Annotated in this window: 10 protein-coding genes; 3 read left to right on the plus strand and 7 right to left on the minus strand. The window is 65.9% G+C overall.

Annotation, left to right across the window (positions count from 1 at the left end):
* Nucleotides 1-224: 224 nt before the first annotated feature.
* The 7 genes from hflX to dusB all read right to left on the minus strand — a co-directional run bounded on the left by hflX (nucleotide 225) and on the right by dusB (nucleotide 9,648).
* On the minus strand, nucleotides 225-1,604 hold the full coding sequence (gene hflX, locus QW863_RS02865) for a GTPase HflX (protein ID WP_315711897.1): 1,380 nt from the start codon (nucleotides 1,602-1,604) through the stop codon (nucleotides 225-227).
* 27 nt (nucleotides 1,605-1,631) lie between these two features.
* Nucleotides 1,632-1,880 carry an RNA chaperone Hfq gene (hfq, locus tag QW863_RS02870; protein ID WP_006613906.1) on the minus strand — a complete coding sequence of 83 codons (249 nt, stop codon included), beginning with the start codon at nucleotides 1,878-1,880 and terminating at the stop codon, nucleotides 1,632-1,634.
* 269 nt (nucleotides 1,881-2,149) lie between these two features.
* Nucleotides 2,150-3,520 carry a sigma-54 dependent transcriptional regulator gene (locus tag QW863_RS02875; protein ID WP_315711893.1) on the minus strand — a complete coding sequence of 457 codons (1,371 nt, stop codon included), beginning with the start codon at nucleotides 3,518-3,520 and terminating at the stop codon, nucleotides 2,150-2,152.
* A 17-nt stretch (nucleotides 3,521-3,537) separates the two neighbouring features.
* Nucleotides 3,538-5,883: a PAS domain-containing sensor histidine kinase gene (locus QW863_RS02880; RefSeq protein ID WP_315711891.1), complete on the minus strand. Its 2,346-nt coding sequence runs from the start codon at nucleotides 5,881-5,883 to the stop codon at nucleotides 3,538-3,540.
* Between the two features lie 175 nt (nucleotides 5,884-6,058).
* On the minus strand, nucleotides 6,059-7,501 hold the full coding sequence (gene ntrC, locus QW863_RS02885; RefSeq protein ID WP_315711890.1) for a nitrogen regulation protein NR(I): 1,443 nt from the start codon (nucleotides 7,499-7,501) through the stop codon (nucleotides 6,059-6,061).
* A 9-nt stretch (nucleotides 7,502-7,510) separates the two neighbouring features.
* Nucleotides 7,511-8,698: a nitrogen regulation protein NR(II) gene (locus tag QW863_RS02890; protein ID WP_315711889.1), complete on the minus strand. Its 1,188-nt coding sequence runs from the start codon at nucleotides 8,696-8,698 to the stop codon at nucleotides 7,511-7,513.
* Entirely contained in the window at nucleotides 8,695-9,648 is a 954-nt protein-coding gene (gene dusB, locus QW863_RS02895; RefSeq protein ID WP_315712620.1) for a tRNA dihydrouridine synthase DusB, read from the minus strand. Before dusB ends, QW863_RS02890 begins: the two co-directional genes overlap by 4 nt.
* A gap of 448 nt (nucleotides 9,649-10,096) precedes the next feature.
* Here dusB and QW863_RS02900 point away from each other — a divergent pair, with 448 nt between their 5' ends.
* The 3 genes from QW863_RS02900 (at nucleotide 10,097) to QW863_RS02910 (ending at nucleotide 12,288) form a co-directional block, all read left to right on the plus strand.
* Nucleotides 10,097-11,278 carry a bifunctional 2-C-methyl-D-erythritol 4-phosphate cytidylyltransferase/2-C-methyl-D-erythritol 2,4-cyclodiphosphate synthase gene (locus QW863_RS02900; RefSeq protein WP_315711888.1) on the plus strand — a complete coding sequence of 394 codons (1,182 nt, stop codon included), beginning with the start codon at nucleotides 10,097-10,099 and terminating at the stop codon, nucleotides 11,276-11,278.
* A 66-nt stretch (nucleotides 11,279-11,344) separates the two neighbouring features.
* Entirely contained in the window at nucleotides 11,345-11,956 is a 612-nt protein-coding gene (locus tag QW863_RS02905) for a CinA family protein (protein WP_315711887.1), read from the plus strand.
* An 86-nt stretch (nucleotides 11,957-12,042) separates the two neighbouring features.
* Complete coding sequence (locus tag QW863_RS02910; protein WP_315711886.1) at nucleotides 12,043-12,288, plus strand: hypothetical protein; 246 nt, start codon at nucleotides 12,043-12,045, stop codon at nucleotides 12,286-12,288.
* The last annotated feature ends 236 nt before the right edge of the window (nucleotides 12,289-12,524 follow it).

Consider the following 12,524-nt stretch of genomic DNA (forward strand, 5'->3'; position numbering starts at 1 on the left):
TTCCATGTGTAAAGTCATCTGCGTCTATGAGCCGAGATGGCTGTGAGAGCCGTTCAATCGGCTGCCATCCATTTGATTCTGCTGCGCGATGATGCTGATGTGGCTTACTAGGCGACCGCCGGAGACGCTCAAAGAATATAGAGAATAAGCGCTCAAATCAGCTGATTTGGATGATTGCCGCTCGATCGCGGGGCAATCGATAGTGGTCGGGTACCTTTACTGTTTTACGCCACCCGCGGCACGCCGTGATAGCGCTCGACCACGATGTCGCGCTTGGTGGCGTCGACGCGCACGGTCATGTCGTAGCGGCCTTCGTTCAGCTCCTTGGCCAGCACCTCGGCGTTGCGATGCAGCCAGGAGATGCCGGCGCCGTCGGCCGCGTCGATGGTGAGATCGAGCGTGGTCCGCGCCGCCGCGAGACGGTCCTCGATCGTCTGCAGGAGCGCGTCGACGCCGTCCCCGGTCTGGGCCGAGACCAGCAGGCATGGCCGCTCCGGCGGCCGACGCCCGGCGATGTTGGCGAGGTTCTCGCGCGCTGCCTGGTCGAGACGGTCGATCTTGTTCCAAACCTCGATGATGGTGTCGGTGGCCTCGGGATCGATGCCGAGCTGGCTGAGCACCAGCTCGACATCGTGCTGCTGCGCCTCGGCATCCTCGTGCGACATGTCGCGGACGTGCAGGATCACGTCGGCCTCCAGCACCTCCTCGAGCGTGGCGCGGAAGGCGGCGACGAGCTGCGTCGGCAGGTTGGAGATGAAGCCCACGGTGTCCGACAGCATCGCCTTGCCGCCATGCGGCAGCGTGATCGCGCGCAAGGTCGGATCGAGCGTCGCGAACAGCATGTCGGCGGCCTGGACGTCGGCGCGCGTCAGGCGATTGAACAGCGTCGACTTGCCGGCATTGGTGTAGCCGACCAGCGCCACGACGCGATACGGCACGCGCTGGCGTCCGGCGCGATGCAGCCGCCGCGTCGCCTGGACCTTCTTCAACTCGTTCTCGAGCCGCGTGATGCGGTCGCCGATCAGGCGGCGGTCGGCCTCGATCTGGGTCTCGCCGGGACCGCCCATGAAGCCGAAGCCGCCGCGCTGGCGTTCGAGATGGGTCCAAGACCGCACCAGACGGCTGCGCTGATAGTTGAGATGCGCGAGCTCGACCTGCAGCGCGCCCTCCTTCGTCTTGGCGCGGCGGCCGAAGATCTCCAGGATCAAGCCGGTGCGGTCGAGCACCTTGGTGTTCCAGGCCTTCTCGAGGTTTCGCTGCTGGATCGGCGAGAGCGCGCAATCCATCACCACCAGCTCGACGCCATGGCCGGCGATCACGCCGGCAATCTCTTCGACCTTGCCCTTGCCGAGATAGGTCGCAGGGCGGATTTGCCCGATCGGCGCGAGAATAGCCTCGGCCACCGTCAGGTCGATGGCCCGCGCGAGGCCCGCCGCCTCGTCGATCCGTGCCTCGAAATCACGCATGTCGGATTGGCCTGCTTGCGCGCCATCGTCGCCGCGGCGCGCTCGCAAGTAGGGGCCGACCACGATGACGAGCCCGGTCCCCTTATTGTCATCCGGCCTCGACAGGCCGATGGTCCCTTCGCGATCGCGGGGTTCCAATCAGGTCACTCTCACGTCAGGTCACACTCACGCAGACGCGTCCTCGCCGCCCTCGAACAACTGGATCGGCGCGCCCGGCATGATGGTAGAGATCGCATGCTTGTAGACGAGCTGCGAGTGACCGTCGCGCCGGAGCAGCAGGCAGAAATTGTCGAACCATGTGACAATCCCCTGCAGTTTCACGCCATTGACCAGGAAGATCGTGAGCGGCGTCTTGGTCTTGCGGACATGGTTGAGAAAGGTGTCTTGTAGGTTTTGTGCGCGGTCGGCCGCCATTGTTGTTATCTCGCAGTCTTGTGCTTTTTCTTATTGAACCTTCGATGACCCGATCGCAGGCCCCGGATTCATCGAGGTGGCCCATGGTCCATTGAGATCCCCCTCGAGGGACCACGGGATGCCGGATTAGAAGACAGGCGAGCATATTAGGCAAGCCGCTTGCAAGGAGGCCGGTTCCAAAAGAACCGGATTCATCCGTAAAATTCCGGAAATGGACGAATTTTCCAATGTAAATTCGTCCAGTCGGCAAGTTTGGCCGAGCGGGAGCCTCAGCCGACGCCGAGCGCCTTCAGCTTGCGATGCAGGGCGGACCGCTCCATGCCCACGAACTCGGCCGTGCGCGAGATGTTGCCGGAGAAGCGGCTGATCTGGGCGATGAGATAGTCGCGCTCGAACACCTCGCGTGCCTCGCGCAACGGCAGTCCCATGATGTGCTCGCCATTGTTGCTGGTCGGCATCGCCGGCACCATCGATCCCACATCCGGCGGCAGCATGTCGGCGGTGATGATCACCTCCGGTCCGCCGGCGGCCAGAATCATGACGCGCTCGACGTTGTTGCGAAGCTGACGGACGTTGCCGGGCCACACGTGCGACTGCAGCACGGCCATGGCGTCCTGGCCGATCTGCCGCTTCGGCAGGCCGGTCGTGGCCGAAATCTGCTCCATGAAATAGTCGATCAGCTCCGGAATGTCCTCGCGGCGCTCCGACAGTGGCGGAACCCGGATCGGCACCACCGACAGACGGTGATAGAGGTCCTCGCGGAAACGCCCGGCGGCAATCTCCTCCTCGAGATTCCGTGCGGTCGAGGAGATGATGCGCACGTCGACGTGCACCTTGGTGGTGCCGCCGGCGCGCTGGAACGTCTGGTCGACCAGCACGCGCAGGATCTTGTTCTGCGTCTCGCGCGGCATGTCGGCGATCTCGTCGACGAACAGCGTGCCGCCGTGGGCCTCTTCGAGCGCGCCGGTCTTGCGCGCCTGCTCGCCATTGGACTGCTCGATGCCGAACAGCTCCTCCTCCATCCGCTCCGGCGTGATCGCGGCGGCGTTGATGACGACGAACGGGCCCTCGGAGCGCGGCGACTGAGCGTGCAGCGAACGCGCGGCGAGCTCCTTGCCCGAGCCGGGAGGGCCGACGATCAGGATGCGGCTGTTGGCCTTGGCGGCGCGCTCGATGGTCTGGCGCAACTGGTTCATCGATGGCGAGCGGCCGGTCATGCTGCTCGCGGTCGGCGCCAGCTGCTTGAGCTCGCGAACCTCGCGCTTCAGCCGGGAATTCTCCAGCGCACGCGTGGCAACCAGAATCAGCCGGTCGGACTTGAACGGCTTCTCGATGAAGTCATAGGCGCCGCGCTTGATCGCGGCGACCGCCGTTTCGATGTTGCCGTGGCCGGAGATCATCACGACCGGCAGGTCGGGATGGTCCTTCTTGATCTGCTCGAGGAGCTGCAGACCGTCGAGCTTGGAGCCCTGCAGCCAGATGTCCAGGAACACCAGGTTGGGACGGCGGCTCGTGATCTCCGCGAGCGCCGAATCGCTGTCGCGCGCGGTTCGCGTCGTGAAGCCTTCGTCATCCAGGATGCCGGCGACCAGCTCCCGGATATCGGCTTCATCGTCGACAATCAGAATATCACTCGCCATGGGTCACGCCTGTCTCGTCAGCTGCCGGTTGCGGCTTGGATTTTTGGTTCATCATTGGTCGTTTGAACCGTGTCAGCGGTTTCGCCGCCAACCTCGGTCTTCTGCGCATTGTCAGACGCCGCCGCCTGCTCCTTCGCGCCCGTCTTCGCGGCTTGGCCGGAGACGGCAAAGCGCAGCCGCATCCAGGCGCCGCGCTGGCCGGGACGGAAATCGGACGCGTCCTTCAGCTCGAGCTTGCCGCCATGGTCTTCCAGCACGCGGCCGACGATCGCGAGCCCGAGGCCGGTGCCCTTGGCGCGCGTCGTGACATAGGGCTCGAGCAGCCGCTGTCGCGCCACCTTCGGCAGGCCGATGCCATTGTCGATGACGTCGATCAGCACGTCCTCGCCCTCGCGCGAGGCGACCACGTCGATACGGCCCTTGCCGAGCTCCGCCTCTGGCACCACCTCGATCGCCTCGGTGGCGTTCTTGATGATGTTGGTCAGCGCCTGCGAGATCAGGCGGCGATCGAACTGCGCGCGCAAGGGGTCCTGCTTGATCTCGGTCTCGATGTCGATCTCGGGATGCGCGACCTTCATCAGGAACACGGCCTGCCGCACGGTGTCGGCGACGTCCTCGCCTTCCATCACCGGCTTCGGCATCCGCGCGAACCGCGAGAACTCGTCGACCATTCGCCTGATGTCGTCGACCTGCCGCACGATCGTCTCGGTACATTGCTCAAATATCGCCTTGTCCTCGGTGATGACCTTGCCGAATTTGCGGCGAATTCGCTCTGCGGACAGTTGAATTGGCGTCAGCGGATTCTTGATCTCATGCGCGATGCGCCGCGCGACGTCGCCCCAGGCCGAGGTGCGCTGCGCCGACACCAGCTCGGTGATGTCGTCGAGCGTGATGATGTAGCTGTCGCGCGCCTGGTTGGTCTGCTCGGCGGTGACGCGCACCGACAGATTGCGCTCGTGGCCGTCGCGCTGGATCGTGATCTGACCCTGCACCAGCCGCTGCTTGCCCTCGCGCGCCGTCTTCATCATGTCGTCGAGCTCGGGCAGCACGTCGGAGAGCGGATGATCGAGCACCTCCTGCTCGGCATGTCCGATCAGCTTCTCGGCCGAGCGGTTGAGGATGCCGACGCTGCCAGAGGCATCGACGCCGATGATGCCGGCGGAGGCCGACGACAGTACCGCCTCGATGAAGCGGCGCCGGCTGTCGATCAATTCGCTGGCGCTGACCAGCTCGTCGCGCTGCGTGCGCAGCTCCTGCGTCATCTTGTTGAAGGTCTGGCCGAGCTGGGCGAGATCGCCCTCCGAGCGATGCACCGGGACCTGGACGTTGAGATCGCCGGTCGACACGGTGTTGGCGGCATTCATCAATTGCCGGATCGGCGCCACCAGCCAGTTGGCGAAGTTCAGCCCGATCAGCACCGAGGCCATCAGGATGGTCAGCGCGATCACCGCGAACATCAGCGCGAAGGCGATCTGGATGCCGAAGCGGCGCGCCTCGACCTGGGCGTATTCGGCGACCGACAGCTCGGTCTGCTTGAGCTGCTCGACGACCTGCGGATCGAGCGGACGCGCGACGTAGAGGAAGGTGTCGTTGAATGCGCGCAGCCGGATCACCGCGGCGACGTAGTTCGACTCCGGCAGGACCGCGATCTCGGGCTCCTCCTCCCGGACATTGTTGAGGAACTCCGGCGCCGGCGGCGAATAGGCCAGTTGCACCCCGCCGGTCTCGGCCCAGACGATCGGGTTGGTGTTCTTGTCGATGATCATCGCGCCCGGCAGGTTGCGCGACGCGGCGCTGGTGGTGAGCAGCTCGCGGAAGCTGGCGCGGTCCTGGTCGAACAGCGGCCTGGCGCGTGCGATGTCGGTGGCCATGCCGATGATGTCGCCGCGGATGAACTGCGCGTGCTCCTGCATGTAGGCGCGCGCGATGGTCAGCGAGTTCTGGATCGCGACTTTCGCTGGTCCGGAGAACAGCCGGTCGAGGCCGCGATCGATGGTGACGTTGGCCGCCACGGCGACCAGCACCGCCGGCAGGACCGCGATCACCGAGAACAGGCTGACGATCTGGACGTGCAGCCGTGCCGCCGCCCGGCCGCGCCGGCGGGCCTGCACCACCTGCCAGACCTCGCGGATGATGATCCCGACCAGGACCAGGATCGTTCCGGCGTCGATCAGGTAGAAGGTCTTGACCACGTCGGTCGTGGGCTCGACCGGGGTCAGCCCGACCAGCACGATGAAGGTGAGGAAGGCCGACAGCAGCGCCAGCGCCACCGCCACCGGCGCCAGCCAGGTGCGCCAGGTCCAGCGCCGGCCCTCGGTGGACGACGCATCGAAGGGGGTGGCCGATGTCTCTGCGCTGGTCATTCCGGCAAGGTGGGTGATGCTGAACGCGGCACGTCCGGGAATCGGACTGATGCATTCCTACCACGCTGTTGCCAAATTGCGACAAATCCGCGGCGCCGGAGCGCGTCGCGGATTTGTCTACATTAATTCTCACCTGAGGCGGGTCCGAGCCCGCTGGAGAGGTATCAAATAACCGTCAAGCGCCGCTGCGGTACACTTGAATGTCGAGGTCGCGGATCTTCTTGCGCAGCGTGTTGCGATTGAGGCCGAGCAGATCGGCGGCGCGGATCTGGTTGCCGCGCGTCGCCGCCAGCGCTGCCGTCAGCAGCGGAATCTCGATCTCCTTGAGGATGCGGTGGTACAGCCCCGGCGGCGGCACGCCGTTGGGAAATCCCTGGAAGTGCGAGGACAGATAGGCCTCCACGGCACCGCCGAGATTGTCGATCGAGGTCGGCGTGTTCGAGCCGGTGGTCACCGCCGGCGGCGCCAGCTCGCCGTCGATCACCGAGGCCGTGATGACGTCCTGCGGATACAGCGCGGCCAAACGCCGGGCGAGATTCTCCAGCTCGCGGACATTGCCCGGCCAGCGGTGCTGCTTCAGCCGCTCGAGCGCCGCGGCATCGAGCTTCTTCGGCGGCAGGCCGTCCTTCTCGGCCAGCGCGAAGAAATGCCGGACGAGATCCGGCAGGTCCTCGATGCGCTCGCGCAAGGGCGGCAGCCGCAGGGGCACGACGTTGAGGCGGAAGAACAGATCTTCTCGGAAAAGCCCCTGCTGGATCAGGATGCGCAGGTCCTTGTTGGAGGCGGCGACGATGCGCACGTCGGTCTTGATCGGGGTGCGGCCGCCGACGGTGGTGTACTCGCCCTGCTGCAGCACCCGCAAAAGCCGCGTCTGCGCCTCCATCGGCATGTCGCCGATCTCGTCCAGGAACAGCGTGCCGCCCTCGGCCTGCTCGAAACGGCCGGAGGCGCGGGTGTTGGCACCGGTGAAGGCGCCGCGCTCGTGCCCGAACAGTTCCGACTCGATCAGGTCGCGCGGGATCGCCGCCATGTTCACCGCGACGAACGGGCCGTTGCGGCGCTTGCCGTAATCGTGCAGCGCGCGCGCCACCAGCTCCTTGCCGGTGCCGCTCTCGCCCGAGATCATCACCGTGAGATCGGTCTGCATCAGCCGCGCCAGCACGCGGTAGATGTCCTGCATCGCCGGCGAGCGGCCGACCAGCGGGATCGATTCGAACTCGCCGTCGTCGGGCTGGCTCGCCGCACGCTCCTTCGGCTCCGCCAAGGCACGGCCGACGATCGCGATCAGCTCCTTCAGGTCGAACGGCTTCGGCAGATACTCATAGGCGCCGCGCTCCGACGCCTTGATGGCGGTCATGAAGGTGTTCTGCGCGCTCATGACGATGACCGGCAGGTTCGGCCGCATCTTCTTGATCCGCGGCAGCAGGTCGAACGCGTTCTCGTCCGGCATCACCACGTCGGTGATGACGAGATCGCCCTCCCCCTGGCTCACCCAGCGCCACAGCGTCGCGGCATTGCCGGTCAGCCGCACCTCATAGCCGGCGCGTGACAGCGCCTGGTTCAGGACCGTGCGGATGGCCGTATCGTCGTCGGCAACGAGAATGCTACCTGCAGGCATAGGTGGTCCTCAATTTGATCCCTGTGAGGCATGCAACGGCGTCCCCGAAACGTCATCGCCATGGCTGTGATTTGGGCTGTGGTCTGGTTGTTTGGTTGCGCTGTACATCGGCATCAGCACCCGGAAGGTCGTCTTGCGCGGCTGCGACTCGCACTCGATGATCCCGCCATGGTCGCCGACGATCTTCGCGACCAATGCAAGTCCGAGGCCGCTTCCGGTCGGCTTGGTGGTCACGAACGGATCGAACAGATTGGGCATCAGGTCTTCCGGCACGCCGGGGCCGTTGTCCCTGACGCAGAACTCCAGCGGCAGCGACACCCGCGACTTCTTGCCGGGCACCGACAGCCGCACGCCCGGGCGGAACGCCGTGGTGAGCTGGATCTCCGCATCCGAGCCGAGATCGACGACCGCTTCCGCGGCATTCTTGACCAGGTTCAAGAACACCTGGATCAGTTGATCCTGGTTGGCGAGCACCGGCGGCAGCGACGGATCGTAGTCCTCGACGAAGCGGATGTTGCGGGCAAAGCCGGACTGCGCCAGCCGCTTCACGTGATCGAGCACGGAATGGATGTTCACGGGCCCGCGCGCCACCGGGCGGTCGTCGCCGAACACCTCCATGCGGTCGACCAAAGTGACGATGCGGTCGGCCTCGTCGCAGATCAGCCGGGTCAGCATGCGGTCCTCGGAGGAGGCCTGCTGCTCCAGGAGCTGCGCGGCGCCGCGGATGCCCGACAGCGGGTTCTTGATCTCGTGCGCGAGCATCGCGGCCAGTGCGATCACCGAGCGCGCGGCGCTGCGATGGGTGAGCTGGCGGTCCATCTTGTCGGCGATGGTGCGCTCCTGCAGCATCACCACGATATGGCCGGGCCGCTCCGGCAGCGGTGCGACGTGCAGGTCGACGAGCCGATCGGCGCCGGTGCGCGGCGTGCCCAGATCGACCTTGTACTCGTTGACCGGCGCGCTGGTGGTGCGGACCTGATCGATCAGCGCCAGCAGCGGAGAGCCGAACGGCACCAGCTTCTTCAGCGACTGCCGCTGCAGAAACTGGGTGGAGGAATCGAAGAACGATTCCGCCGCCATGTTGGCGTCCATGATCATGCCGTCCGGGCCGATGACGAGGACCGGATTCGGCAGGGCGTTGAGGATGGCGTCGCCATCCGAGGGAAGTCGCTTGCGCTGTTCTGCGGCTGAGCTCATGCGGCTGCACTCCAGGCAAAATCGTCGAAGGCCTCACGCAGCGCCCGATGCACCAAGGACGGCTGCTCGGACGTCAGGATACGGTCGCGCCAGGCCTTCAGTTTTTCGGCCGGCGCTTGCGCGTGCTGGGCGGCGACGTCGAGCCCCCAACTGAGATGCTTGCGGGCGTGGCGCAGGCCGACACGCGCGCCATAGTGACGGCAGATCTCGTCATAGAGCGCGGTGAGAAGACCGAGCTGCTGTGCCAGCTCCGGCGCGCCCTCCTCCGCGCCGCCCTCGAGTCGGCGGCCGATCTGGCCAGGCAGCCAGGGCTGGCCTTGCGCGCCGCGCCCGATCATCACGGCATCGGCGCCGGAGGCGTCGAGCGCCTCGCGCGCGTCCTCATAGCTGGTGATGTCGCCGTTGACGACGACCGGCAGATCGACGGCGTCCTTCACGGCGCGCACCGCGCTCCAGTCGGCTTCGCCCTTGTAGAACTGCTGCCGCGTACGGCCGTGCACGGTGATCAACTGCACGCCCGCGGCCTGCGCGCGGCGCGCCAGCTCCGGCGCATTCAGGCTGCGCTCGTCCCAGCCGAGCCGCATCTTCAGGGTCACGGGCACATCGACGGCCTCGACCGTCGCCTCGATCAGGGTCAGCGCATGATCGAGATCGCGCATCAAGGCCGAGCCGGACTGGCCGCCGGTCACGTGCCGCGCCGGGCAGCCCATGTTGATGTCGATGATCTCGGCGCCGCCATCCTCGGCGACCTTCGCGCCCTCGGCCATCCAATGCGCCTCGCAGCCGGCGAGCTGCACCACATGCGGCCCCACGCCGCTCGCCTCGCAGCGCAACCGGGATATCCACCGCCCGCGCACGAGATCGTCGCTCGCAGTCATCTCGGACACCACCAGCCCAGCGCCGAGCTCGGCCGCGAGTCGGCGGAACGGCGCGTCGGTGATCCCCGACATCGGCGCGAGAATGGCCCGGTTGGCGAGCGAAACGTCGCCTATCTTCAAGGCTTTGGCTTGTGGTTTGGCCGGACCGGTCACGAACGACTCTTAAAGCTCTTTGGACGCATCATCGCGTCTGCGCTGCACTCTCAAGCACAAATCTTGTGCAGTCAAGCGCCATGCCTACACTTTAGCCAATACGATCGGCATTTCAAGTGCAGTGCAGCAAAATATGCTTGTTCGGCAGTCATGGTAAACCCGCGAGCCGCCGGATTTTTGCATGGCTCAGCAAGGTGCTCGCAGGCGGCAGGTGCGATCGCCCCCCAACGCGCCAGCGGATCCCGGCGCTTGTGTCGCGATCGCAGGTGCCGTTCATGCGACGTGTGATCCTGCTCGCTTAACATCTTCTGCAGATGTAAGAAGCCGCGAACCCCATCATCCTCATCAGCATCGATACCCTGTTCCCATGACGACTTCTCAGCGGACTGCAGCCATTCTCGTCGCGGCCGGACGTGGCCTGCGCGCCGGCGCCGGCGGTCCGAAGCAATATCGCGTGATCGGCGGCCGCACGGTCATCCATCGCGCGCTCGCCGCCTTCGCCGATCACCCCGAGGTGGCGGTGGTCCAGCCGGTGGTGAACCCCGACGACATCGACATCTTCAACGCAGCCGTCTTCGGCCTGCGCCACGAGGCCCCAGCGCATGGCGGTGCGACGCGACAGGCCTCGGTGCTCGCGGGCCTGGAAGCGCTGGCGCCGCACAAGCCCGACATCGTGCTGATCCACGATGCCGCGCGTCCGTTCGTCACGCCCGCCGTGATCTCGCGCGCGATTCGCGCGGCCGGCAAGACCGGCGCGGCGATTCCCGTGGTGCCGGTCACCGACACCATCAAGGAAGTCGGCACGGGCGGCGACATCACCGCGACACCGGAGCGCGCGAAGCTGCGCATCGCCCAGACGCCGCAGACCTTCAAGTTCGAGACGATCCTGGAGGCACACCGCCGCGCCGCGCGCGACGGCCTCACCGAGTTCACAGATGATGCGGCGATCGCCGAATGGGCGGGATTGACCGTCGCGACCTTTGAGGGCGATGTTGCCAACATGAAGCTCACCACACCGGAAGATTTCGTGCGCGAGGAAGCGCGCCTTGCCGCGCAGCTCGGCGACATCCGGACCGGCACCGGCTACGACGTCCACGCCTTCGGCGAAGGCGACCATGTCTGGCTGTGCGGCCTGCGTGTGCCGCATAGCAAGGGGTTCCTTGCCCACTCCGACGGTGACGTCGGTCTGCACGCTCTGGTTGATGCAGTTTTGGGCGCCCTGGCCGATGGCGACATCGGCTCGCACTTCCCACCCTCCGACATGAAGTGGAAAGGCGCCGCATCCGACCAGTTCTTGAAATACGCCATCGAGCGCGTGACCGCGCGCGGCGGCCGCGTCGCCAATCTCGAGGTCACGATGATCTGCGAGCGCCCGAAGATCGGCCCGCTGCGCGACCAGATGCGCGCGCGCATCGCCGAGATCACCGGCGTCGACATCTCGCGCATCGCGGTCAAGGCCACCACCAGCGAGCGGCTCGGCTTCACCGGCCGCGAGGAAGGCATCGCAGCGACGGCGAGCGCAACGATCCGTCTGCCGTGGAGCGCCTAGAGGCGCACCACCCTGTCACCGCTCATGGAGCTTTCGATCTGACGGTCGGATGAGGACAACGCAGCCATGGCCAGCGAACGTCAAATCGGCTCTACCAGCGCGCTGGCCCGCTCGCTGCTCGACCTCTGCCGGTCGCGCAAGCTGATGATCGCGACCGCCGAGTCCTGCACCGGCGGCCTGGTCGCCGCGGCCCTGACCGACATCCCCGGCTCCTCTGATGTCATCGACCGCGGCTTCGTCACCTATTCCAACGAGGCCAAGCGCGCAATGCTCGGCGTCGAGGCCTCGACGCTGCAGACCTTCGGCGCCGTCTCCAAGGAGACCGCGATCCAGATGGCCGTCGGCGCCCTGGAGCGCGCCGACGTCGATCTCGCGGTGGCCATCACCGGCATCGCCGGCCCCGGCGGCGCCACCCCCGGCAAGCCGGTCGGTCTGGTCCATTTCGCCGTCGCCGCCCGCGACGGCCGCATCACCCACCGCGAACACCGCTTCGGCGCCATCGGCCGCAGCACCGTGCGCACCCGCTCGGTGCTGGAAGCCCTGCGCCTGCTGATGGAGCTGGCACGGCCGCAGGTCGCGGCCAAGCCGAAGCGCGCTGCCGCGACACGACTGCGTCCGCGCGTGGCCCGCACGCCGCGGCTGCATCCGGTCAAGCGGCCGAGGCGGCCCCGGACGTAGTTGGAAGTGACGCGAGCGGCTCTCGCCGCTCGTCATCGCGGGCGCAGCGACGCGATCCAGTTCTACCGACCTGCATCGTCGAGCTGGTGCTCCTGACGGATCGATCGCGAACCGAACCGCGGCTGGAATTGCGCTTCATCGGCGCGGTCGAGGTCAGGATCGGACACCTGGACCGCATGGACGGTTTCCGTCTGGACGTCAGGGACATCGGTCATTGGCAGCAGGAGAGAATACGCTTCGAGGTGGTCGATGACGAATCGCAGTTGCTATCTCTGCAATGTGCCGATTTTGAATTCCTCCTGATCGGTTACGCTGAAGGCACGATCAATTGAGCATCGAAGGTGCGCCTCGCAATGATGATAAACGGAGAGTTGCCGCACGATCTCGAAAGCGTGATTTAACAATGTTGTCATGAATCAAGCTTGGGCTGGCGTTGAACCGTCAAGGACATCGCGACGACGGACGCGAAGCGCTCCTGACAGCATGACAAGCTCGCTAGACCATCGCGCACCGCGAACTTGATCGACGCAACCCTCGCGAGAGCGCGCCGAGCTACATGTCAGGAGGA

It is taken from the genome of Bradyrhizobium sp. SZCCHNR1017 (assembly GCF_032381375.1).
Lineage (GTDB): Bacteria > Pseudomonadota > Alphaproteobacteria > Rhizobiales > Xanthobacteraceae > Bradyrhizobium.

Bases quoted from the DNA above. Each gene is read 5' to 3' on its own strand.
- ntrC (WP_315711890.1), bottom strand. From the start codon at position 7,501: ATGCCTGCAGGTAGCATTCTCGTTGCCGACGACGATACGGCCATCCGC.
- QW863_RS02875 (WP_315711893.1), bottom strand. From the start codon at position 3,520: ATGGCGAGTGATATTCTGATTGTCGACGATGAAGCCGATATCCGGGAG.
- QW863_RS02900 (WP_315711888.1), top strand. From the start codon at position 10,097: ATGACGACTTCTCAGCGGACTGCAGCCATTCTCGTCGCGGCCGGACGT.
- hfq (WP_006613906.1), bottom strand. From the start codon at position 1,880: ATGGCGGCCGACCGCGCACAAAACCTACAAGACACCTTTCTCAACCAT.
- QW863_RS02880 (WP_315711891.1), bottom strand. From the start codon at position 5,883: ATGACCAGCGCAGAGACATCGGCCACCCCCTTCGATGCGTCGTCCACC.
- QW863_RS02890 (WP_315711889.1), bottom strand. From the start codon at position 8,698: ATGAGCTCAGCCGCAGAACAGCGCAAGCGACTTCCCTCGGATGGCGAC.
- dusB (WP_315712620.1), bottom strand. From the start codon at position 9,648: ATGTCGGGGATCACCGACGCGCCGTTCCGCCGACTCGCGGCCGAGCTC.
- QW863_RS02905 (WP_315711887.1), top strand. From the start codon at position 11,345: ATGGCCAGCGAACGTCAAATCGGCTCTACCAGCGCGCTGGCCCGCTCG.